A 24,468-nucleotide genomic window follows, 5' to 3' on the forward strand; every position below is an offset into this window, starting at 1 on the left:
CTGCCCATGCATCTGCCCGACCTATTTCCCCTTCGCCGCATTGACCGCATCGAACGCCCACACGATCACGGCCAGTGCGATCGAAATCTCGCCGAACACGATGACCAGGCCGGCGAGCTTCACCGCCGGCCACAAGGCAAGCAGCATCCAGCCGTTGAGCCTGAGCGTGTAGAACCCGCGTCGCCACCAGCGCACCAGTGCAATGATCAGCGCGGGCACCGCCACAAGGGTGCCGGCCACCCGCTGGTCGACGGCATGGATGAGCGCGAGCGCGATGACCGCCAGCAATGGAATGAACAGCAGCCGGACATGCCTGCCGCGTTGCTGCGGCGCTTCAGCAGCCGACTGCCAGTCCAGCAGCCGCCGGAAGGGCAGGACCAGCATGCCCCCCACCAGCAGTGAAAGCGCGCCGTAAAGCGCAAGGTCGAGCCCATGGTTGGGGCCTGCCGGGGCCTGCGCGGGCCTGTCTGCGACGGCCAGGGTGCCGATCACCACCAGCCAGGTGAGCGCGCACAGCAGGCTGCGCAGTCCGACCACCTCCAGCTGGGCGCGGGTGATGCGACCGCGCCGGGTCAGGTCGAGCCAGAACGCGACCTGCGCCGGTTGCAGCGGCGGCGGGGCCTGCCCTGCGTCCTCGATGCCCAGCAGGGTCAGCATGCGGCCGATGACCGGGACCGGCCCCGGCACGGCGGCCGTCAGCACGGCACGCCAGCGCTGCCACGGCCGGGTCAACCAGGCCAGCTGCGCCCGTGCCTGGGCTTCATTGACGGGCGCATCCGGCCGATGCAGGAAGTACGCCAGCCAGGCACCGTTCGGTGGCTGCACGACCCAGTGCCGATGCAGGCGCCGACGACAGTCATGCAGGACGAACGGGTCCACGTTGCTTGCAATGTCGTCCCAATCGAAGCAGTCACCCAGCGCGTCGAAGTTCTCCATCCGGATGGGCGCATCCAGGTCCAGCAGGGCGTGCAGCACCGCATCCCCCACCCGCTGCTTGTCCTGCAGCGGCCAGAGTTCGGGGCGCTCGGCAAGCCAGCGTGCGAACGCCAACGGCGGGCCTTCTGCCGCGGCCGCGATGACGCGTTGGGCGAAAGCCGGGACGTCCAGCCGCGACGGCAGCGCCGCTTCGATGCTGCGCGCTTCCACCGGCATCGCGGACCCGGGACCGGGTTCCTGCTGCTCCACGGCGGTGCTGATGTCCTCCCGGCCGATGCTCTCCGCGTCCTCATCGCCGGCGGGTACCCCTTCCTTCACCCAGGCCAAGGCGGCCTGGTAGGCCTGATGCAGACGCTGGAAACCAGCAGGGTCCTCATCCGGCCGTGTGTGGCGCAGACCCGCCGCATAGGCGCGTTTGATCGCGCGTTCGTCGGCATCCGGTGCCAGGCCGAGCGCGGCATGGCCCCAGCTCACGCGTCACGTTCCAGTGCGTCCATCGCCTCGGACAGCTCGCTCCGGTGCCGTGCGATGCGCTGCAGGTCCTGGCTCTCCAGCACATGCCGGAACTGTTCGAGGCAGCGCTGGAGCCACTCGCGCTGGTCGATGAATTCCTCGTACAGGCGTTCGGCGCGGGCCAGCAGGGCCACGTTCTGCTGCACCTCGCGCGGATGGATCTTCAGTCCCTGCAGCGCCTGCAGCCGCGACTGGATCTCCTGCGGCGACAGCAGGCCGGGATTCTGTTCGAGAACGAGTTCATGCCGCGTCCCCGTGGCGTCCTCCACCACCTCCACCTGCAGCAGTCCGTTCACGTCGTAGGTAAAGCGCGTGGTCAGGCCTTTCCCGGCCGCCCTGCCGTGACCGAGCGCAATGCGCAGCTCGCCCAGTTTGATGTTCTTGTCCACGGTGGGGCTTTCGCCCTGGTAGACATCGATGACCACCTCGCGCTGGTCGTCGCGAAGCGGGAAGAACTGGTCTTCCCGGCTCACCGGCACCACGCTGTTGCGCTGGATGATGGGGTGGAAGTACCCCGCGCGCACGGAACCGTCCGGACCCTGGCGCGACACCTGGGTGCCGAGCGTGTACGGGCACACATCGGTCAGCACGATCTCTTCCAGGCTCTGGTCCCGGCTTTTCAGCCCGGCGGCCACCGTGGCGCCCAGCGCGATGGCCTGGTCTGGATGGATGTGGCGCAGCGGCAGGCGTCCGAACATGCGCGTGGCCAGCCGGCTGATCATCGGCATGCGAACCGCGCCGCCGACCAGAACGATGTCGTCCAGCGCCTCGGGCTTCAGCCGTGCGTCGCGGATGGCGCGTTCGATCGGCGCGCGCATGCGCTGCAGCAGGGGCTCGCACAGCTGTGCGTAGCGGGCCTCGTCCAGCTGCCAGGCGACGTCCCGACCGGCCAGCGTCATCTGTACCTGGCTGCTGCTCTGCTGGCTGAGATCGCGCTTGAACTGTTCCAGGCGACGCTGCAGCTGGGCCTGCTCGGCCGACGTCAGCGCGTTGCGGTCCAGCCCATGGTCGGCGTGGAATGCGTCCACCAGCACCTGCAGGAAGTCCTCGCCGCCCAGGAAATTGTCGCCGGCGCTGGCATGCACTTCGACCACGCCTTCGAACAACTCCAGAATCGACACGTCGAACGTGCCGCCGCCCAGGTCCAGGACCAGCACGCGGCCTTCCTGGTCGCGCTGCTGCAGGCCATAGGCCAGCGCGGCGGCGGTGGGTTCGTTGATCAGGCGTTCTACCCGGATGCCGGCCAGATCGCCCGCCGCCCGCGTGGCTTTGCGCTGGGCGTCGGAGAAGTAGGCCGGCACGCTGATCACCGCCTCTTCGATCTTCTGGCCAAGCGCGGCTTCGGCATCGGCCAACAGCGAGCGCAGCACCAGTGCGGACAGCTCTTCAGCGCGGAACGTGCGCGCGCCCAGGCGCACCTCGCGGTCACTGCCCATCCAGCGTTTGAAGTGGGCTACGGTGTGCTGGGGATGGCTTACCAGCCGCTCCTGTGCCGGTTTGCCGACCAGCACGGTGTCGCCATCCAGGCTGATCACCGACGGGGTCAGCAGGTCGCCATGCGCGTTCCGGAACAGTTCCCCCCCGTCGGGTCGATGCACGCCGATCAATGAATGCGTCGTGCCCAGATCAATTCCTACGATCATCCCTGACAACTCCCCCTGAGAAGCGGCGATTCTAGCCAGCGTGCCCACCCCTGACCATCGGGCGTTGCCCCACCGGCGGGCAGTGGCTAAGGTGCTCCCTCGTTCCGCCGTACCGGATGCACCGATGCCCGCACGCACGCCCCTGACTGCCGCCCTGGCGCTTGGCCTCACCCTGGCCGCCGCTGCCCACGCCGACGAAGGCATGTGGATGCCCACCCAGCTGCCGGACCTGGCCAAGCCGCTGAAGGCCGCCGGCTTCAAGGGCGATCCGGCCGACCTGGCCAACGTCACCGCGCCGCCGCTGAGCGCAGTGGTGCGTGCCGGCGGTGGCACCGGTTCGTTCGTGTCCGGCGACGGCCTGCTGCTGACCAACCACCACGTGGCGATGGGGGTGATCCAGTACAACAGCACACCCGAGCACAATCTGATCGACGGCGGCTTCATCGCCCAGGGTCGCGCCGACGAGCGCCCGTCCAATCCGGACTTCCGCGTGCTGGTCACCACCGGCTTCGACAAGGTCACCGATGAGGTGCTGCGTGATGCGCGCGGCAAGACCGGGCGCGCCTATTTCGACGCGGTGGACCGCGCCAGCAAGCGGCTGGTGGCCGAGTGCGAGCAGGAAGGCAACGTGCGCTGCAGCGTGGCCGACATGTACTACGGCACCGATTTCTACCGCATCCGCCAGCTCGAACTGAGCGACGTGCGGCTGGTGTACGCACCACCGCGCGCCATCGGCAACTATGGCGATGAGATCGACAACTTCATGTGGCCGCGCCACACCGGCGACTTCACCCTGCTGCGTGCCTACGTGGGCAAGGACGGCAAGCCCGCCGCGTACAGCCCGGACAACGTGCCTTACCACCCGCCGGCGCACCTGAAGATGTCGGTCGACGGGCCGAAGACCGGCGATTTCGCCATGCTGGCCGGCTACCCGGGCATCACCTACCGCCACCGCACGGCGGCCGAATTCGCCGGCCAGATCGATGCCGTGCTGCCGCGCCGGGTGGCGGTGTTCCAGCAGCTGATCGACACCATCGAAGCGTCCACCGCCCAGGACGCGCAGGCGCGCACCCGCTACGCCGCGCAGCTGCAGTCGCTGAAGAACAACCGCAAGCGCGCTGCCGGTGAGCTGGAGGGCCTGCTGCGCAGCGATGCCAAGACCCAGCGCGCCACCGACGAAGCGGCGATGTTGAAGGCCACCGACGCCGCGTACCAGGCCGACATCCAGGCGCTGCTCGGTTCCCTGTCGCAGGGCGCGGCGATGGGCGAGCGCGATTTCGTACTCGAACAGGCCGCCACCCAGAGCCAGCTGCTGCGTTCGGCATTGCTGCTGGAACGCCTGCGCATCGAATCGGCCAAGCCGGACGCCGAGCGCGAGAGCGGTTACCAGCAGCGCGACCAGGCCCTGATCGAAGGCACCCTCAAGCAGGTCCAGCGCCGCTACGCGCCGGAGGTGGAAAAGGCACTGCTGACCCGCCTGCTGACCCGCTACCAGCAGCTGCCCGACGCGCAGCGCGTGCCGGAGTTCGATGCCGCCTTCGGCCGCACGCCGGCCACGCTGGCCAAGGCGCTGGACACCCTGTACGCCAGCACCCGCCTCGGCGAAGAAGCCGAACGTTTGAGCCGCTTCGCCGCCGCCAGGGAAGGCAGGCCGCTGGCGCATGACCCGCTGATCGACCTGGCCGGCCCGCTGGTGGCCGCGCAGCTGCGCCTGGAAGACCAGCGCAAGGAACGCGAAGGCGAACAGCTGCGTCTGCGCCCGGCCTACATGCAGGCGTTGTTCGCGTGGCGGGCGAAACAGGGCCGTACGGTGTACCCGGACGCGAACCGCACCCTGCGCGTCAGCTATGGCAGGGTGGAAGCGCTGTCGCCGCGCGACGCGGTGCACTTTGACCCGGTCACCACCGTGGCCGGCATCGTCGAGAAGAACACCAACGCGTTCCCCTTCGATGCGCCCAAGCCGCTGCTGGCGGCGATCGCCAAGGGCGATTTCGGCAGCACCGCCGACCCGGTGCTGAAGACCCAGACGGTCAACTTCCTGACCAACCTGGACACCACCGGCGGCAACTCCGGCTCGCCGGTGCTCAATGCACGCGGCGAGCTGATCGGGCTGAACTTCGACAGCAACTGGGAATCGGTCAGCGCCAGCTGGTGGTTCGACCCGCGCTTCAAGCGCGCCGTGCACGTGGACATGCGTTACCTGCGCTGGCTGCTGGCCAAGGTCTACCCGGCGCCGGCGCTGTTGACCGAAATGGGCGTACCGGCCGAGTGACCGGCACGGGCCTGCCCCGGTAGCAGGGGGGTGATCCCGGTCCATTCCAGTTGCAGCGGTGCACGCCGCAGGTCCGGCTCGTTGCCCAGCGGGTTGCTCGGGTCCCAGACGTTCGGATTGGCGGTTTCCGGCGTGCATTCCGGCGGCGGCGTGGCGGCATTCCACGCCGCCAGGTGCAGGGTCACCCCGCCCAGATGACGGCGGGCCTCCGGCGGCACTTCCTGCGAGGCCACCACCACGACCTCGGTGGGCTGCAGGCCGAGGTCAAGCGACTGCGCCATCAGCCGGGCGGACACGTCGTGGACCGACTTTTCCCACCCTTCAAAGGGCTGGGGATGGGGCAGCTGGGCGAACTCGCGGCGCACCTGATTCAGCACACGGGCATGGATGGCGGCCTGTGGCCATCGGCCCGCGGTCAGGGGGATCCGGTCCAATGATGGGGCGGAATGGACTTCGTACAGGTAGTGCACCGTGTGCACGGTATGGCATTCGGCCGCGCTCAGTGGCCCCTGCTCGGCGCCAGCGCCCGGTTGGGTCAGGCACTGGAACACCCTGGCCATCGGCCATGGGTTCGTCCTGTCCAGTGGCGGGGGCGTGTGGGTGACGGGCGGTACGTTCCGCACCGATGTGAGCAGGTAGCGCAGCGCCTCGACCGCGCTGATGCGGTGCTCCAGCGGCAGCGACGCTTCCAGGCGCCGGCTCAGCATCGGGCTGAGGACGTCAGGGGAAGTGGGAACGGGCACGGCAGCCTCCATCAGGTCAGGGAGGCCTCCACGCTGACCGTCGTGTTCCACCGCGGCAAGGGGCAACCACGACGCCCTGTTGTCGATTCCATCCCCGCCGCTGATGTTGCGCACGGGCGTACGACCGCTAGACTGCAGACTGGATGCCTGGGAAACGACGCACTACGTGACGGCAGTACAGGAACTGGACGGGCTGCACATCTGGGTGGTCGAAGACGACGCCGAGCTGCAGGCACTGCTGCTGGACGACCTGGCCTGGCGGGGGGCGACGGTGCGCGGGCTGGACAGCGCCGAGGCGCTGTACCGCGCGCTGCTGGCCGACCGCTGCGACATCGTGGTGCTGGACGTCGGGCTGCCCGGTGAAGATGGCTACGCCGTGGCCGCGCACCTGCGCGAGGCCCTGCAGGTCGGCATCGTCATGCTGACCGGGCGCGGCGACCCGCGCGACATGGCGATGGGCTTGACCCGGGGCGCCGACCTGTACCTGGTCAAGCCGCCGGACCTGGACGTGCTGGCGGCCGGCCTGCACAGCCTGCGCCGTCGCCTGTCGCCGGCGCCGCCTGTCGCGGCCGCCACCACCACGCCGCCGCCGCGCTGGCGACTGGCCGAGGATGGCTGGACGCTGCACGCCCCGACCGCAGCGACGCTGGCACTGACGGTGATGGAGCGCGGTGTGCTGCAGCTGCTGTTCGCGGCCAACGGCGACGCCGTCACCCGCGAGCAGATGATCGCCACCCTCACCGACACCCCGTGGGATTTCGATCCGCACCGCCTGGACGTGCTGGTCCATCGCCTGCGCGCGCGCGTGCGCGGCGCCACCGGAGTCGAGTTGCCGATCCGCGCGCTGCGCGGCCAGGGGTACCTGCTTACCGCCTGACCCGCTGCGGTCGGTGTGAGCCAGTGTGAGCCTGCGTGAGCCGCCGGCACTGACTTGCCTTCACGGCAACATCACAATCCGCCCCGCCCGGCATCGTCGGCGACGTCTGTCGCCTGCAGGCCTGGGATTCATCTGACAGGGGACGTCTGGACCGGTTGCGTTGGGTACGCATCGTGCGGCGTTCCCTGTGAACGCTGCAACGACCGGAACAGGGGAAAACGCATGTCCATCCAGAGCGATCGCGCAGGCATCTGCGCGGCGGCAACGCCGTTTGAGCGCACGCAGGCGCAGTCCCGGCGGTTGTCGCTGCGCCGCGCCCTGCTGGCCCTGGTGATGGTGCTGCCACTTCCCGCACTCGCCATCGACCTGCAGATCACCGACTTCTCCGACACCGGTTACGACCCGGTGCCCGCAGGCACTACGGTGATCTACAACGTCAAGGTCGAAAACGGCGCCAACGACACCGCCAGCGGCAGCGTGACCCTGTTCGACCTGCCCGCCGGCACCGCGCTGGGCAGCACTGCCCCGGCGGGCTGCAGCGCCTCGGCGGGCGCTGCCGGCACTACCCGCGTGGTGTGCCAGAACCCGGCATTGAACGCCTCTACGGCGCCCTACGAATTCAAGCTGCCGGTCACCACCATCGCCTCGCAGCCAGCGACGATTACCGTTCGCGCCGCGATCGGCTTCGCCAGCGCGCTGCCGCCGGCGACCACGCCGATCAGCACGCTGCAGAACACCGACCCGTTCTTCGGCAGCGATACCAACGTTGCCAACAACCGCACCAGCCAGAACACCACCATCCAGGCGGCGGCCGATCTCGAGCTGGGCAAGAGCGCCACGCCCGACCCGGTCATCGGCGGCGGCGAGATCACCTACACCCTCACCGTGCGCAACAACGGCCCCAGCGTGACCACCGGCTTCCGGGTGGCCGATACGCTGCCGCCGAACGTCACCCTGGTCGGCGCGCCAACCGGTGCGGACTGGGCCTTCACCCAGCAGAACGGCACCTACAACGGCACCCTGGCGGTAGGCGCAAGCACCAGCTATTCGTTCCGCGGCAAGGTCAATGTCGGTACCGGCAACATCGTCAATTCGGCGGTGGTCAATGCCGGCAACGTGCCGGACCCGGTACCGGACAACAATGCCGCGCAGGTGACCACGCAGGTCACCGCCGGTGCGGACCTGCTGGTGTCCAAATCGGTGTCGCCCGCGCCGGCGGCCGCCGGTTCGGTGGTCACCTATACGCTGACCGCGCGCAACGATGGTCCCAGTGCCGCCACCACGGTGGTGCTGCGCGATGCGCTGCCCGAAGGCTTCATCGTCAACGGCGTAGCCGGCCCTGGTGGCTGGTCGTGCAGCGACAACGCCGAGCGCACCGTCGTCACCTGTACCGCCGCAAGCTTCGCGCCGGGCGCGCAGGCGCAGATCGCGATCCAGGCGCAGGTGCCATCCACCGGTACCAACAGCAGCGGCACGGTCACCAACACCGCCCAGATCAGCGCCGCCACGCCGGACCCGGTGCTGACCAACAACGAAGGCAGCGTCGGCCTGACCGTCATCCCTGACGGCGCCGACCTGCGCATGACCAAGACCAAGACCCCGGCGCTGGTGCCGGTGTGGAACAACACCGGGCTGCGCACCGACAGCGTGATGACCAGTACCCTGCGCGCGCAGAACCTGGGCCCGCGCGCGGTCACCGGCAACCTGCAGCTGGTCGACACGCTTGCCGCGGGCGAAGAATGGGTCGATGCCGGTGGGCAGCCCTACGCGCCCGGCGTGCCCGTGACCGTGGGCGGTTTCAGCTGCAGCGTGGACCGCGCCTGGAGTGGCGCCCCGGCGCAGGTCGTCACCTGCACCCAGACCGGCGGCTACCCGGTCGCGGTCAACAACAACTCCGCCGCGCTGACCCTGTACACGCTTGCGCGCCTGCAGGGCACGCTGACCAATAACGCCTGTACCGGCGGCAGCGGCGGTTCGGCCGAACCGACCACCGCCGGTGGCATCAACCTGGATCCGAACACCGGCAATGACTGCACCGGTGGGCAGAGCCGCGCCACCGACGCCCGCGCCGACCTGTCCATCACCAAGCGCACCAATGGCGCCGGCGATGCCGACAACGTGATCCGGGAAGCGGATGGCGGGGTCAGCTACACGCTGCAGGTCACCAACAACGGCGCCACCACTACCGGCGTGGTGGTCAACGACCCCATCCCGGGCTTTGTCACCGGCAGCACCACCGTCACCAAGAACACCGTGCCGGCCGGCTGGACCTGCGATGTGGTCGGCAGCGGCTACATCTGCCGCTCCGCCGGCACTGCGCTGGCGGCCGGCGCCACCGCCACCATCGTGTTCACCGTCAACCGTGGCCTGTTCGACAGCCAGAGCCAGGCCGCCGGTACCTGCGGTGGCGTGGCGATGCCGGCCGGCCGCTTCTGCAACACCGCCGGCGTCAGCATCGATCCGAGCGTGAGCGGTTCGATCGGCGAAGCCAACCCGGGCAACAACAGCGCCTCGGACTGGGTGCAGATCGATCCGGTGGCCAACGTGGCCACCACCGCCAAGGACATCACCTCCGGCAGCCCGGGCCGCGCCGGCGTCAACACCACCTACCGCATCACCTACCAGAACCGGGGCCCGTCCACGGCGCGCGGCGTGGTATTCCGCGATACCTTCACCCTGCCGGCCAATGACGCTGGTTTCGTGCTGGTTTCCGCGGTGCGTACCGGCAGCGGCAGCACCGCGTGCAGCGTGACCGCCAATGACGCAGCGATCAGCTCGGCGCCTGCCCCGGGCGGTACCTCGTGGTTCAACACCGGCGCCGCGCCGGCCACGCTCAGGCTGACCTGCGCGCCGCTGGACATGGCCAACAACTCCACCCAGACCATGACGGTGGTGATCCGCCCGAACGTCAACAGTGGCAACACCGGCCGCCGCTTCACCAACGAGGGTTCGTTCCATTTCGACCCGGACAACACCGGCAGCCCGGTCCCGGCCAGCGGCGTCGACGGCAGCGGGCGCAGCTACAACTACAACAGCCGCACTGACGACGACCTGCGCGCCGCCGCGCTGGATTTCACCGCGGGCGAAGTGGACCTGATCGTCAACAAGATCGACCAGAACTTCGCCGGCGCGGTGGATCCGCTGGGCTTTGATTCGCGCGTGGGCCAGGAAGCCAACAACTACATCCTGTACCAGGTCAGCGTGCGCAACGACGGCCCGTCGCTGGCCACGCGCACGGTGATCGAAGACACCATCACCCCGGCCAGTGGCGCCAGCGTGGCCTTCGTCGGCAGCCGCACCGGCACCGCCACCACCCCGCAGGGTGCGATGGAAGCACCGGGCGTGCGCTGTACCGTTGCCCCGGGCAGCAGCAATCCCACCACGGCGCCGCAGACCCTGTCGTGCAGCATGCCCAGCGTGGGCGTGTCCACCACCGAACAGGGCGCGATCGCCGCCAACCAGACCAGCTACCTGTACCTGGTGTACCAGTACCTCAGCGCGCCGCCGGCCACCGGCGCGACGCTGCTCAACGCGGTCACCGCACGCTCGGCCGAAACCGAGCGCGATACCAGCAACAACAGCGCGGTGCAGGAAACCAGCATCCGCACGCGCTCGGACCTGGCAATGACCAAGACCAGCGTGGTGCTGGCGCCCAATGCCAACCCGACCCAGCCGCTGCCCGCCGCTGCCACCACGATCAGCCTGCGCCAGCCGTTCTGGTACGTGCTGGACGTGGTCAACAACGGCCCCGGCCACAGCCTGTCGCGCGACCGCAGCGGCGACAATCCGCTGCGCGGCGATGGCGTGGTGGTGACCGATACGCTGCCGGCAGGCCTGGAGGTGATCGGCGGCGGCGAAGGCACCAGCTGGCAGAAGGCCGGCAACACCGCTGACGCCGGCGTGGTCAGCAACGGCACCGGCAGCTGCGTGGTGAACGGTCGCAACCTTACCTGCCGCATGGGTGACCTGGCGCTGGACGGCCGCGTCCGCGTGCTGGTCCCCGCGCGCTGGACCACGGTGCCGGCCAATGGCACCGGCCTCAACACCGCACGCGCCACCAGCGACCAGCTCGACCCGACCCCCGGCAATGACGAAGGCACCAGCACCCACACCGTGGTGCGGTCCTCGCTGGCCGGCGTGGTGTTCCAGGACCGCGAGCGCGGCGGCACCGACGGCGGCACGCCGCAGGCCGGCGAGCCGACCATTTCCGGCGTTGAAGTGCGCCTCACCGGCACCGACGCCTACGGCAACGCGGTAGCGCTCACGACCACCACCGACGGCAATGGTGTCTACCGTTTCGACAACCTCGCACCGGCCGGGACGGACGGCTACACGCTTACCCAGGTGCAGCCGGCCGCCTACGTCAATGGCCCGGTGGCACCGCCCGCGTCGGGCGGCCTGGCGCCGTCGGCCGGCGGTGCCTATGCCGTGGTTGATCCGGCGATCAGCGCCAACTCGCTCTATACCGCCATTGCGCTGGGCGCGGGCGTGGACGCGGTGCGCTACAACTTCCCGGAAGTGCGCCGCCCGGCGTTGTCCGGCTTCGTCTACGTCGACAGCAACTACAGCAACACCCGCAACACCGGCGACGCCCCGATCGCCAATGCCACCGTCGAACTGCTCGACGCGGGCGGCACCGTGGTGGCCAGTGCCGCCACCGCCGCCGACGGCAGCTACAGCTTCCCCGGCCTGAACCCGCTGCAGGTGTACACGCTGCGCGAAGTGCTGCCCACCGGCAGTTACCGCAACCGCCCGAGCGCGATCAATCCAGGCCTGGTGGGTGCTGCGGCGTGCGCAGGCTGCACCGTGGCCACCGGCGCGGCCGGCGATGCGGCAACCACCGACCGGATCGGCAACATCGACCTCTCGCGCGGCGAAGACGCCACGGCGTTCAACTTCGGCGAAGACGCGGTCACCGCCATCTCCGGGCATGTGTACCTGGACCGCAACGGCAACGGCGACTTCGATGCCGGCGACGCCGGTACGCGCAATTCGCAGGCCAATGGCGGCCTGCAGGGCGTCACCGTCACCCTCATCGGCGCGGGCCCCGACGGCGCGTTCGGTACGGGCGACGACCTGCCACCGGTGGTGGTCCAGACCGACGCGCAGGGCCGCTACGATTTCGATGGCCTGGTGGTCGGGCAGAACTACCGCATTACTGAGACGCAGCCGCAGGGGTATGCGAACGCTGCGGAAAACGCGACCAACAGCATCACCCTCAACGCGCTGCCGTTGACCGGTGCCAGTGGCAACGATTTCGGCGAGGCGCTCGGTGCGCTCAGCGGCGAGGTCTACGAAGACTTCTCCAACGTGGCGGCCAACAACAACAACGGCCGCCGCGACGCCGGTGAAAACGCCATCGCCAACGTCACCGTGACCCTGTCGGGCACGGACGTGCTTGGCAATCCGGTCGCGCTGACCACCACCACCGATGCCAACGGCGGCTACCGCTTCAGTGACCTGTTGCCGCCGCAGGCCGGCACCGGCTACACCCTGACCGAAACGCAGCCGGCCGGTTACCTGGACGGCAAGCATGCGGCCGGCAATGCGGCCACCCCCGGCAGCACGGCCGTGGCCAACGTCATTTCCGCGATCGCCATCAACGCCGGGCAGGACGCCAGCGGCTACCTGTTTGGCGAACTGGCCAATGCGCCGATCAGCGGCACGGTGTACCTGGACCGCAACGACGACGGCGACAACACCGCCGGCGACATCGGCGTGCCCGGCGTGCAGGTGACCATCGTCGGCAATGGCGCCGACGGCGTGTTCGGGACGCCCGACGACACCACCGTGACCCTGGTCACCAATGCCGATGGCCAGTACAGCTACCCTGGCGCGATCGCCGGCCAGGCCTACCGCATCACCGAAACCCAGCCGACCGGGCTGGGCGAAGGCCGCGAGCAGCCGGGCAACGTCATCCTGATCGCGAACCTGCCCGCCGCCGGCGCCAGCGGCAACGACTTCGGCGAGCTGGCCGCGTCGCTGTCCGGCACCGTGTTCCTGGACCGCAACAACAATGGCGAGCAGGACGCCGGCGAGCCGGGCCTGCCGGGCGTGCAGTTGCAACTGCCGGCCGGCACGGTCGACGCGCTGGGCAACGCCGTGGTCACCGTGGCGACCGATGCCGACGGCCGCTACCGCTTCGACCACCTGCTGGCGGGCACCTACAGCGTGACCGAGCAGGCCACGCAGCCGTCGTTCAATGGCGTCCCGACCCTCAACGGCCTCACCCGTGCGGGCAGCATCGACGGCGCCATCGTGGGCGTGTCCACGGCCGTGGCCAGCGTGCCAAGCGCGATCAACGCGATCACGCTGCCGGCCGGCAAGGCAGGGACCGCCTATGACTTCGGCGAGATCCTGCCGGTGTCCATCGCCGGCGCGGTGTTCTTCGATGTCGACAACGATGGCGTGCGTAACGGTGCCGCTGAAACCGGCATCGAAGCGGTGGCCGTGCAGGTCACCGGTACCGACGACACCGGCGCCAGCGTCTCGGTCAGCGTGCAGACCGGTGCCGATGGCCGCTTCGTGTTCGAAGGCCTTCGCCCGGGCACCTACACGCTTGTTGAACCGCAGCAGCCGGCCGGCACCAGCAACGGCATCACCACCGCCGGCACCGTCGGCGGCACGCCGCGTGGCACCGCCACCCCGATCACCACCGTGCCCAGTGCGATCAGCACCATCGACCTGACCACGCCGGGCAGCGCCTCGGTGGACAACCTGTTCGGCGAGATTCCGCTCAACAGCGGCATCAGCGGCAAGGTCTGGACCGACCGCAACAATGACGGCGTGGTCGACCCGGGCGAAACCGGCCTGGCCAACGTGCGGGTCACCCTGACCGGCACCGACCTGGCCGGCAACCCGATCAGCCGCGATACGGTGACCGACGCCGACGGCAGCTACAGCTTCGCCGAACTGCCGCCGGGCACCTACGTGGTGACCGAACCGGAACAGCCCACCGGCACCCGCGATGGCCGCACCGTGGCCGGCAGCACCGGTGGCAGCGTCACCACGCCGGGCACGGCGCCGTCGCAGATCACTGCGCTGGTGCTGGGCGTGAACCAGCAGTCGGTGAACAACAACTTTGGTGAGATTCCGACCGCCAGCATTGCCGGCCGCGTCTACAACGACAGTAACGACAACGGCAGCGTCGACAGCGGCGAAGGCGGCATTGCCGGGGTCAGCGTGGTGCTGACCGGCACCGATGACCTCGGCCAGCCGGTGTCGCTCACGTTGAACACCGACGCCGACGGCCGCTACCGCTTCGAGGGCCTGCGCCCGGGCACCTACACCGTGACCGAGCCGACCCAGCCGCCGCAGACGCTCAACGGCATCACCAGCGCCGGTACCGTCAACGCCGCCCTGGTCGGTGTGGCCAGCGACCGCGCCAGCGTGCCGTCGGCGATCAGCCAGATCGTGCTGCCACTGGGCGTGGACGCGCTGGAGTACAACTTCGGTGAGATCGGCGATTCGCCCGACCTGATGGTCAGCAAGGCGTCCACCGCCACGCGCTTCACGGTGAACAACCTGGCCGGTTACACCATCCAGGTGCGAAACGCCGGCCAGCAGCCGAGCCGTGGCGAGTACACGGTGCACGACCGCCTGCCGGCGGGCCTGAGCCTGGACAGTCTGCCGGTGGGGACCGGCTGGACCTGCACCGGCGAACCCGGCGCAACCCGCTTCAGCTGCACCAGCCAGCGCGTGCTGGCCGCCGGTGCGGTATCGCCGGACAGCATCGCCGTGGTGGCGCGGGTGGCCGCCGCAGCGGCCGAGGCCGGCACCGTCAACAATGCCGTGCTGGTGGAAGGCGGCGGCGAGAACCCGTTCCGCGCCCCGACCGCAACCGAACGCGCCGCGTTCGAGGGCGAAGTGGGCAACCTGCCGGCGTGCGTGGACACCATCATCCACAACGCCTGCCGCGTGCCCAACAGCGTGCAGCTGGCCGCATCGGTTGGCGGTACCGTCTGGTTCGACGTGGGCAGCGATGACCAGCTGCTGGATGGCGGCGACCGTCGTCTGTCGGCCTGGATCGTGGAGCTGGTGGACCCCGCCAACGGCCAGGTGGTGAAGACCACCGTGAGTGCGGCCGATGGCAGCTACCGCTTCGGCGACGTGGTGCCGGGCGTGAAGTGGAACATCCGCTTCCGCGACCCGCGCTCGACCGTGCTGTGGCCGTTCCCGGTCACCCGCGAAACTGCCGGCGGCGTGCAGGAAGCCTGCGACGCCGACGCGGCGATCGCGCGCGGCGGGGTCAGCGCCTGCCGCACCACCGACAACGGCACCAGCCAGCTGGAAGTGGTGCTGCGCGCCGGCGACCACCTCGCGCAGCAGAGCCTGCCGGTAGACCCCTCGGGCGTGGTGTATGACGCCACCACCCGCGACCCGGTGCCCGGTTCGATCGTGACCTTGGCGCCGGTGGGGATGTGCAGCGGGTACGACCCGCGCACGGCCGTGCTCAATGCCGCCGGTGGCGGTTACCGCATCGACGGCAGCAGCATCGCGATGACGGTGGGCAGCGAAGGCTTCTACCAGTTCGCGTTTGGTCCGGCGGCGCCGGCCCGCTGCGAGTTCCAGTTGACGGTGACGCCGCCGGGTGGCTACACCTTCGTGTCGAGCATGATCCCGCCGCAGGCCAGCGCGTTGTCGCCGGCCGGCGGTGCCGGTGCCAACCATGTCGTGCAGGCCAACACCCAGGCGCCGACCGGCGCGGTGGGTACGGCGACCGAGTACTACCTGAACCTGTTCGCAGGTTCGGCCACCGCAGCGATCGTGCACAACCATCTGCCGCTGGATACGGCGGTGGCCACCGGCCTGGCGATCACCAAGACCGGCGACCGCCAGACCGCCGAAATCGGCGACACCGTGCAGTACACCATCACCGTGCGCCAGACCGCCGGCAGTGCGCTGGCCGCGTTGAACGTGATCGACCGCCTGCCGCGTGGCTTCACCTACATCGGCGGTACCGCGCGTGCCGACGGCCGTGCGGTGGCCGACCCGGCCGGCAAGCCCGGCCCGCTGCTGGGGTTTGCGCTGGGGCCGATTACTGTCGGTGGCCAGATCGTGCTGACCTACCGGGTCCGCGTGGGCGTGGGCGCGCAGCAGGGCGACGGCATCAACCGTGCGCAGGCCCATGGCTGTTCGATCAGCGGCGGTTGCATCGACCCGGTGGCGGTCACCCCGCTGCCCGGTTCGCTGGCCTCCAACCGTGCCGAATACCGCGTGCGTGTCACCGGTGGCGTGTTCACCGAACAGGCCTGTGTGCTCGGCAAGGTGTTCATGGACTGCAACAACAACCACCTGCAGGACCGCGAAGAGCTCGGCATTCCCGGCGTGCGCCTGTACTTCTCCGACGGCACCTGGGTGATCAGCGATTCGGAAGGCAAGTACAGCTTCTGCGGCCTGCCGCCGCAGAGCCACACGCTCAAGGTTGACGGCAGCACGCTGCCGGTCGGCGCGCGCCTGACCACCAGCAGCAACCGCAACCTGGGCGACGCCGACAGCCTGTTCCTCGACCTGAAGAACGGCGAGATGCACCGCGCCGACTTCATCGAAGGCAGCTGTGCCAACCCGGTGCTGGAGCAGGTCAAGGCCCGCCGCACCCAGGGTGAGGTGCAGGCCCCGGAAACCGAACCGGGCCAGGCGCCGCTGCGCTTCGAGAGCAAACCCGCACGGGCGCCGCAGCAGGCGACCGACACGGCCAACCAGAGACCGATCGTGCATCCCAGAGCCACACCGCCCGCCACCACCACGGAGGGCCAGCCATGAGCGGTGCTTCCGTAGTGCGCCGGCTGCCGCGCCTGAGCCTGCTGGCCTGTGCGCTGGCGACCCTGCCGGCGATGGCCCAGAGCGTGGGTACGCCGGGCCGCTTCACCCCGGTACTGGGCGATGCCAGCACCCTGTACCCGCGCAGCCCGGCCAGCGTGGACGCCGCGCCGGTTGCGGTGCGCGCCGCAGCGGGCACGCTGGACCGCATCGTGGTCGAGCTGGACCGCGACGGCGTGCCGGCCGATGGCCAGAGCCCGGTGCACGTGCGCGTGCAGCTGCTGGACCCCAGCGGTCTGCCGCTGGCCGGCACCACCTACGCGACGATTGAACACAGTGGTGGCCGGATCCGCCTGCCCGGCTCGCGCACCGATGAGCTCGGTCCGGGTGCGCTGGATGCCGACAAGGTCACCCCGGGCGTGCAGCTGCAGGTGGTCGACGGCGTGGCCGAGTTCGACCTGGTCGCGCCGCACGAGCCGCAGGATGTGCTGCTGCGGATCACCGCCGGGGCCGAAACCGCGCAGGGCAGCATCGGCTTCGTGCCGGAGATGCGCGAGATGATCGCCACCGGCCTCATCGAAGGCGTGGTCAACTTCCGTCGCCACGGCAATGGCAGCCTGGTTTCGCCGGTGGAGCACAACGACGCGTTCGACCGCGACATCCGTCGCTGGGAGCGCCAGTTCAACAACGGCAAGGCCAACGCCGCCGCGCGCACCGCGTTCTTCGTCAAGGGCCGGATCAAGGGCGATGCGCTGCTGACTGCGGCTTACGATTCGGACAAGGACACCCGCGGCCGACTGCTGCGCGACATCCAGCCCGAGGAGTTCTACCCGGTCTACGGCGACGCGTCGCTGCGCGGCTTCGACGCGCGCTCGGCCGAGCGCCTGTACGTGCGTATCGACAACAAGCGCAGCTACCTGCTCTACGGCGACTTCCAGACCGGCGACGGGCTGGCCACGGCCACCGGGTTCGGCGGCAGCGGTCCGATTCCGCAGCGCAGCCTGGGGACCTACAACCGCACCGCCACCGGGCTGGGCTGGCATTTCGAAAGCGAGCGCGTGCGCAGCAATGTGTTCGCCATCGAAGATTCCCTGCGCCAGGTGATCGAAGAGTTCCGCAGCCAGGGCAGTGGTCCCTACGCGCTGCGCAACAACGCGGTGCTGGAAGGCAGCGAGCGTGTCGAAGTCATCTCGCGCGACCGCAACCAGCCCACCCGCATCGTGTCGGTGCGGCCGCTGGCGCGGCTGGTGGACTACAGCTTCGAGCCGTTCTCCGGCCGCATCCTGCTCAACCAGTTCCTGCCGGCCTTCGACAGCGACCTCAACCCGGTCTCGCTGCGCATCACCTATGAACTGGACCAGGACACCGAGAAGTTCTGGGTGGTGGGAGCCGACGCGCAGGTGAAGCTCACCGACCGGCTGGAAGTCGGCGCGGCGGCGGTGGATGACCGCAACCCGTATGCGGAATTCCGCATGGGCAGCGCCAACGCTAGCTACCGGTTCGGCGACAACACCCTGCTGGTGGCCGAGTTCGCGCGCACCCAGAGCGAGGTCAATACCAACAGCATCAACCAGATCACCTCGCAGGGCCTGAAGGACGTCACCGGCGAGGTGGAAGGTGATGCCTGGCGCGTGGAGTTCGCGCACCAGACCGAAAAGCTGGAAGCGCGCCTGTTCGCCGCCCGTACCGATCCGGCGTTCAACAACCCGGCCGCGCCGCTGTACGGTGGCCGCGGTGAATACAACGCGCGCGTGGCCTACCAGCTGGGGCCGCGCCTGGAGCTGTACGTGGAAGGGCTGCGCAGTGAAGACCGCAACCCGGACGGTGGCAAGCGCGATGCCGGCGGCGCCGGCGTGCGCATTGGCGCTACTGAACGGTTGACCGTGGACCTGGGCGTGCGCAGCATCCGCGAGACCATCGGCGTGACCTCGCCGTGGTCGTCCGGGGTACCGTTCGGCAATGCCGGCGGGCTGACCGGCGGCTTCGCCACCGGTGCCGGTGGCGGTGCGCTCGGCTACGGCCAGCAGGCGCTGGACCCGGCCACCGGGCTGATGGTGATCAACGGCAGCAGCACCGGCAGCCCGATCACCAGCGACCTGCCGGTGGGCACAGAGCTGGAATCGGACAGCGCACGCTTCGGCCTGGGCTACCGCCTGAGCGACAAGCTCAGCAGTGGTGCCGAGATCGAGCACAGCGTGAGCGGGGAAGAACGTCGGCGCCTGGCCGCCGGGTTGGACTACCAGGTGTTCGAACGCAGCCGCCTGTACGGCCGCTACGAAAAGCAGACCGGCCTGACCAGCGCCTACGGCATCACCACCACCGACCGCGAGGCCGACGCGCTGGTGTTCGGTATCGACAGCAGCTACCTGCGCGATACCCAGACCTTCAGCGAGTACCGCCTGCGCGACGCGATCAGTGGCCGCGACGTACAGGCCGCCTCGGGTATCCGCAACAACTGGGACATCGCCGAGGGCCTGCGCCTGTCCAGCTCGGCCGAGCACGTGAAGGTGATCGACGGCAGCACCGGTGACAGCACCGGCCTGGCGCTGGCCCTCGACTACGGCGCCAACCCGTTGTGGCGCGGTGCGATACGGGCCGAACACCGCATCTCCGAAGACGTGCCGGACACCGACACCAATGAGGCGTTCAACACCACGCTGCTGCAGTTCATGCTGGCGCGCAAGCTCAGCCGTGACTGGACCCTGCTGGCCCGCAACTACCTGCTGAGCACGCGGTATGCCGCACGCGGCGACGTGCTGCAGGACCGCTTCCAGCTGGGCGTGGCCTACCGCGATACCGACCGCAACCGGATCAACGCGCTGGCCCGTTACGAGTACAAGCTCGAGCGCGACGAGAGCGGGCTGACCCTGGTCGACGGCAGCACCGTGGATGGCAGCAGCCAGGACGTGCGCACCCGCGCGCACATTGTCTCTGCCCATGCCGATTGGCATCCATCGCGGCCGTGGTGGTTCACCGGGCGCGTGGCCGGGAAGTGGCAACAGGATCAGTTCGCCTACGCCGACGGGGGTCGGGTCAACAGTGACTTCCGCGCCACGCTGCTGTCCGGTCGGGTGGTCTATGACATCACCGAGAACTGGGACATCGGCGTGCTCGGCTCCACGTTCCGCGGCCAGAGCGGCGCCAACCAGTACGCCTACGGCATGGAAGTCGGCCGCCTGCTGCGCCAGAACCTGTGGCTGTCGGCCGGCTACAACTGGACCGGCTTTGCCGGCGACCGCGACCTGAACGGCTATGAGTACACCCAGCAGGGCGTGTTCGTGCGCCTGCGCTTCAAGTTCGACGAAGACCTTTTCCGGCCGGACCCCGTCCGCTACCGCGACCCGGCACGCTGAGGATGCCCTGATGAACAATGCCACCCCGACCTTCCGTTTCGCGCGCCCGCTGCTGGGCGCGGCGCTCCTTGCCGCCCTTGCCGGTACCGCACATGCGCAGACGGCAAGGCTGCTGCCGCAGCAGCAGCGCATCACCGACGAGGCGATCCATGCCGACCATTCCACGTATGAGGCCACCCAGGGCCGCATCCAGGCGCTCAACGATGGCGGTCGCCCGATCCGCGACTACCACCTGTCCAAGGCGCAGTGCTGGCTGGACGTGTCCTTCCACGAATACAGCCGCAACGACCGCAGCGATTTCCCGCAGGCGGCGCTGGGTGAATCCGAGCGGCTGATCATCGGCATGGAACAGGGCGCCACCCCGCTGCCCACCGATACGCCGCTGGTCAACAACGCGAAGTACCTGCGCGACGACCTGTGGCAGCGCCTGCGCGTGCTGCATGGCACGCCGGGCTTTGCCTGCGCGGCACAGCAGGTGGCCTGCGGCGAGGTCGAGCTGGTGCACGCCGGCAACGAGTTCAACCAGCAGCAGTGGCGGCATTCCAAGCCGTACATCCAGATCGCCGAGGAGCTGGTGAACGACGCCGAAGCGCTGGCCCGCCAGTGCGACGTGGCCCCGGCGGCCATCGTCGCACCGGGCCCGCTGGTGGCCAACGTGCTGTTCGAGTTCGACCGCGACGGCTACCGCGACATCCGCACCTACTCGCTGGAGAGCATCGACCGCGCGCTGGCCAGCATTGCCGCGGAGAAGCTGACGCTGCAGGGCGTCACGCTGGTCGGGCATGCCGACCGCCTGCAGGGGCGCGGGTTCGACGCCAACCAGGCGCTGTCCGCGCGGCGCGCACGCACCGTGCGTGAGCTGCTGATCGGACGCGGGCTGGACCCGGCGACGATCCGTTACGAATACCGGGGTGACACGCAGCAGGTGCAGCAGTGCGACGGCGTGCGTCCGCGCGCGGCGCTGCTGGAATGCCTGCTGCCCAACCGGCGGGTGGAAGTGCGGTTCGACGTCGCCCGCTGACGTCGGATCAATCACACATCCCAGCGGATGGGACGGCTGCCACTGAGGCACACCCACCCGGCCGCCATCGCCTCTTCCGGATTTCCCAGCACCGCATACACATGCGGTGCCTGGCGTCCGTCCTCGCCCCAGATTCCCGCCCAGGCGTTGCGACCCCCCTGGCGGGCACCCTGCAGCGCCCGGTCGGCCGCGCGCAGGCTGGCATCCAGGTCCGCAGGCACGTCGTTGAACAACGGCAGCGGTGCCATCCCCACGCTGGCGGTCAGGGTCAGGTGCTGGCCGGGTGCCAGGTCCACCACCAGTCGCTCCACTGCCAGCCGCAGGTGCCCGGCCAGGGCCTGTGCCGCCTCCGCGCCGGTGTCGTGGCGGGCCACCAGGAAGGCTGCGCCGCCCCAGCGTGAGAGCAGGTCGTGGCGGTCGCAGGCCGCGCGCAGGCATGCGCTCACGGCCCGCAGCACGCTGTCGCCGGCCGCTTGCCCGTGGCGCTCGTTCAGCGCTTTGAAATCGTCCAGTTCGATCAACAGCACGGCGCTGCGCGTCGCGCCCTCGTGGCCGACGGCGCGTTCGTCGAGCCTGCGTTCGGCCTCGCGTCGGTTGATCAGGCCGGTGACGCCGTCGGTCTGGCTGAGCGCGGTGAGCTGGCGGCGCTGCCGGCGCAGCCGCAGTACCAGTACGGTCGCGATCACCGCGACGGCAAGGAAGGCGATCACTGCGGTGTTGCGCAGCACGCGCACGCGGCCCAGGTCCTGTTCCGCATTGACCTGGGCCGGGTCGATGCTGCGTTCGGCCGACGCCTGCAACCGCGCCAGCTGGTGGAGGGTCTCGCCCCTGCTGCGCGCCTGGTCCATCGCGCGGCCCTGGCGCAGGTACGCCAGCGCCCGCGCGCGATCACCCAGCAGGGTGTGGATGTCGCCGAGCAGGTCCAGCCCGTTGCGGACTTCCTCCACGAAGCGCCCACGCTCGGCCAGGCCCTGCGCCTGGGTTGCAAGCGGCAGCGCGGCAGCGGGCGCGCCCCGGTCCATCGACAGCCGGGCCAGGCGCTGCAGGGTCACGACCTGGCCCTGCGGGTCCTGCATTGCCTGCCAGGCCAGCACGCCGCGCAGCCCTGCTTCGGCGGCGTCGTGCTTCCCCGCCACGCGCAGGATTTCGGCGCGGTGGCTGGCGATGCGATGCAGGAATACGTCCTGCCCGCTCAGCCGCGTCCCGATGGTTTCAGCGCGCCTGAACGCCGCAGACGCCTCCTCATACCGCTGCAGCATGAGCAGCGCATAGCCGTAGTTGTAATACAGGATCAGGTCGCCCGGGTTGGGCGGCCGGTGCAGGTGGTCGCTGAGCTGCGTGGCTTTGTGCAGGTAGGCCAGGGCACCTTCGGCATCGCCCATCGCATCGCCACGGATCATCGCGATCTGCATCAGCGCACCGATCTGGCCCTGTACGTCGCGCTGCCGCACCGCGTCGTCCAGCAGGGTGCCGGTCAAGCCGAGCGCGCGTGCGTGGTCGCCGCGCCACAGCAGCAGGTGCGCGGCCATGGTCCGCGCGCGCTGGATATCCTCGGGGCTGGCGTCGGCGCGCGTCGCGGCCGCCAGCAGGCGGTCGGGCAGGTCGGCGGCCTGGTCCAGCTGCCCCAGTGCACGCAGCGCCACGCCCAGGCACCCGACCGCGCCTATTTCCATCGAGGTGGACAGCGCCGGCCCGGCCAGCAGGCTGCGCGCGAGCTGCAGCGAGGCCTGTGGTTCGCTGGTGAGCAGGGCGTGGCACTGTTCCACCTGGGCCCGCTGCGGCGCCGCGTCGAGTGGGCGCTGCGCCTGTGCGGGCAGCGCGGCCAGGAAGAGCACGACGGCAAGCGCAGGCAGTCCGCGCCGGACTAGCGACAACATAGGCATGGCGACAACGACTTCCCCGGTCGAGTGCAGACGATCTACAGCGCACTGCTAATATACCGATGTTGCCGCCGCGCGCCGGCGCCGCCTGCCCATTCCCCGCCGCATGCCCGAGCCGTCGCCTTCCGTCCGCGCCGCCGCTGCTGAACGCCCCCCCGGGCTGGGGCGGCGCACCGATGCCATGCTGGGCGGGCTGCTGCTGCTGGTAGGCCTGTACCACCCGCTGCTGGCGGCATGGATGGCGGTGCGGCTGGGTGGGGGCCTGGACATGATGGTCCCGGCCATGGCCGTCTGCCATCTGCTGCTGTGCCTGCTGTGCCAGATCGAACACCGTGCCGGCCGCAGCCTGCATGCGGCCGTGATCTTCCTCGTCGGTGAGCTGTTGCTGCTGGTGCTGGCGTACGGGTACTGGGGCCTGGCGGCGCAGCTGCGGGTGCAGCTGGTGCAGCTGGTCCCGGTGCTGCTGGTCGCGGCGGTGCTTGGCCGCCGGGCGCTGGCCTGGACCGCGGCCTGCCTGTGTGGGCTGATGGCGCTGGGTGGCTGGGTGGATGCGGCTGCGGCCCTGTTCCGGCCCGAGCGGGTGCTGCACGCGAGTACGGACCTGGCGGTGTCGGCATTCGGTACGGCCATGACCGCCTGGCTGCTCCACCACAGCGTCACCGGTCTGCGCGAAAGCCTGCAGGAGGCGCGCCAGCGCAGCCAGGAACTGGCCCGCAAGCGTGACGAGCTGCAGGTGGAGATGCAGGCGCGCGAACGCTCGCGCGACCAGCTCGTACACGCCATGAAGATGGACAATGTCGGCCGCCTGGCCAGCGGCATCGCGCACGACTTCAACCACCTGCTGGCCCTGATCCAGGGCTATGTGGCCAAGGCGCGGCGCAGCGAGGGCGAGACGCTGCAGGCTGCCCTGCAGGGTGCCGATTCGGCGACCCGGCGGGCCAGCGCGGTCAGCCGGCGCCTGCTGGATTTCAGCCGGCTTGAGCCCGGCCGACCGCAGCTGCTGGACGCGGCCGCCACCCTGGCCGCGGTGGCGCCCACCCTGCAGCAGGTGTTTGATGCCCGGGTGCAGTGTGAAGTGGAGACCGGCAACGTGCAGCGGCTGATCCACTTCGACCCGGCCCAGCTCGAATCGATTCTGCTCAGCCTCGCGGTCAACGCCAGCCAGGCCATGCCCGACGGCGGTCGCTTCACGCTGCGCCTGCAGCCGCCCGACCCTGACGGGCGGCTGGTGCTGCAGCTGCAGGACACCGGCCACGGCATGAGCGAAACGGTGCGCGCGCGTTGCCTGGAACCCTTCTTCACCACCAAGCCGGTCGGGCAGGGCACCGGCCTGGGCCTGGCGGTGACCGCCAGCCTGGTCGAGGCGGCCGGCGGTGCGGTGCAGGTGCACAGCCGCCCGGGCGAGGGCACCCGGATCGACCTGCAGCTGCCCTCGCGGCCACTGGCGGCGTGAGCAGGGGCGTGCAGCGGC

At 69.7% G+C, this 24,468-nt stretch carries 10 protein-coding genes; 6 read left to right on the forward strand and 4 right to left on the reverse strand.

Going from position 1 to position 24,468, the window contains the following annotated elements; all coding sequences use genetic code 11:
- Positions 1–21: 21 nt before the first annotated feature.
- Together ACIGII_RS16795 and ACIGII_RS16800 are read right to left on the reverse strand one after the other, a co-directional pair.
- On the reverse strand, positions 22–1,410 hold the full coding sequence (locus tag ACIGII_RS16795; RefSeq protein ID WP_399640447.1) for a hypothetical protein: 1,389 nt from the start codon (positions 1,408–1,410) through the stop codon (positions 22–24).
- Entirely contained in the window at positions 1,407–3,092 is a 1,686-nt protein-coding gene (locus ACIGII_RS16800) for an Hsp70 family protein (RefSeq protein ID WP_399640450.1), read from the reverse strand. The genes ACIGII_RS16795 and ACIGII_RS16800 overlap by 4 nt, the downstream gene beginning before the upstream one ends.
- Before the next feature lie 124 nt (positions 3,093–3,216).
- On the opposite strand from ACIGII_RS16800, the gene ACIGII_RS16805 reads away from it, so the two are divergent.
- Positions 3,217–5,364: a S46 family peptidase gene (locus ACIGII_RS16805; protein ID WP_399640453.1), complete on the forward strand. Its 2,148-nt coding sequence runs from the start codon at positions 3,217–3,219 to the stop codon at positions 5,362–5,364.
- On the opposite strand, the gene ACIGII_RS16810 is transcribed toward ACIGII_RS16805, so the two are convergent.
- Positions 5,316–6,107: a hypothetical protein gene (locus ACIGII_RS16810; RefSeq protein ID WP_399640456.1), complete on the reverse strand. Its 792-nt coding sequence runs from the start codon at positions 6,105–6,107 to the stop codon at positions 5,316–5,318. The two genes, ACIGII_RS16805 and ACIGII_RS16810, sit on opposite strands and share 49 nt — an antisense overlap.
- Before the next feature lie 166 nt (positions 6,108–6,273).
- Between ACIGII_RS16810 and ACIGII_RS16815 the strand changes: the two genes are divergently transcribed.
- From ACIGII_RS16815 to ACIGII_RS16830, 4 genes are all read left to right on the forward strand, one after another.
- The gene (locus ACIGII_RS16815; protein ID WP_399640458.1) at positions 6,274–6,984 is read left to right on the forward strand and encodes a response regulator transcription factor; all 711 of its coding nucleotides are present in this window, start codon (positions 6,274–6,276) and stop codon (positions 6,982–6,984) included.
- 222 nt (positions 6,985–7,206) lie between these two features.
- The gene (locus ACIGII_RS16820) at positions 7,207–16,746 is read left to right on the forward strand and encodes an SdrD B-like domain-containing protein (protein WP_399640461.1); all 9,540 of its coding nucleotides are present in this window, start codon (positions 7,207–7,209) and stop codon (positions 16,744–16,746) included.
- Positions 16,743–20,096: a hypothetical protein gene (locus ACIGII_RS16825; protein WP_399640464.1), complete on the forward strand. Its 3,354-nt coding sequence runs from the start codon at positions 16,743–16,745 to the stop codon at positions 20,094–20,096. The genes ACIGII_RS16820 and ACIGII_RS16825 overlap by 4 nt, the downstream gene beginning before the upstream one ends.
- A 10-nt stretch (positions 20,097–20,106) precedes the next feature.
- Positions 20,107–21,117, forward strand: coding sequence for an OmpA family protein (locus ACIGII_RS16830; RefSeq protein WP_399640467.1), 1,011 nt, complete (start codon positions 20,107–20,109; stop codon positions 21,115–21,117).
- A gap of 11 nt (positions 21,118–21,128) precedes the next feature.
- Here the strand turns inward: ACIGII_RS16830 and ACIGII_RS16835 are convergent, their stop codons facing one another.
- The gene (locus ACIGII_RS16835; protein ID WP_399640470.1) at positions 21,129–22,883 is read right to left on the reverse strand and encodes a diguanylate cyclase; all 1,755 of its coding nucleotides are present in this window, start codon (positions 22,881–22,883) and stop codon (positions 21,129–21,131) included.
- Positions 22,884–23,103: 220 nt separating this feature from the next.
- On the opposite strand from ACIGII_RS16835, the gene ACIGII_RS16840 reads away from it, so the two are divergent.
- Positions 23,104–24,450 carry a sensor histidine kinase gene (locus tag ACIGII_RS16840; RefSeq protein WP_399640473.1) on the forward strand — a complete coding sequence of 449 codons (1,347 nt, stop codon included), beginning with the start codon at positions 23,104–23,106 and terminating at the stop codon, positions 24,448–24,450.
- Positions 24,451–24,468 lie beyond the last annotated feature (18 nt).

This window comes from Stenotrophomonas sp. NPDC077420, assembly GCF_044543385.1.
GTDB lineage: Bacteria > Pseudomonadota > Gammaproteobacteria > Xanthomonadales > Xanthomonadaceae > Stenotrophomonas.

Excerpts from the sequence above, each read along its gene's own strand:
- ACIGII_RS16825 (WP_399640464.1), top strand. The coding sequence starts at position 16,743 with ATGAGCGGTGCTTCCGTAGTGCGCCGGCTGCCGCGCCTGAGCCTGCTG.
- ACIGII_RS16840 (WP_399640473.1), top strand. The coding sequence starts at position 23,104 with ATGCCCGAGCCGTCGCCTTCCGTCCGCGCCGCCGCTGCTGAACGCCCC.
- ACIGII_RS16820 (WP_399640461.1), top strand. The coding sequence starts at position 7,207 with ATGTCCATCCAGAGCGATCGCGCAGGCATCTGCGCGGCGGCAACGCCG.
- ACIGII_RS16800 (WP_399640450.1), bottom strand. The coding sequence starts at position 3,092 with ATGATCGTAGGAATTGATCTGGGCACGACGCATTCATTGATCGGCGTG.
- ACIGII_RS16805 (WP_399640453.1), top strand. The coding sequence starts at position 3,217 with ATGCCCGCACGCACGCCCCTGACTGCCGCCCTGGCGCTTGGCCTCACC.
- ACIGII_RS16830 (WP_399640467.1), top strand. The coding sequence starts at position 20,107 with ATGAACAATGCCACCCCGACCTTCCGTTTCGCGCGCCCGCTGCTGGGC.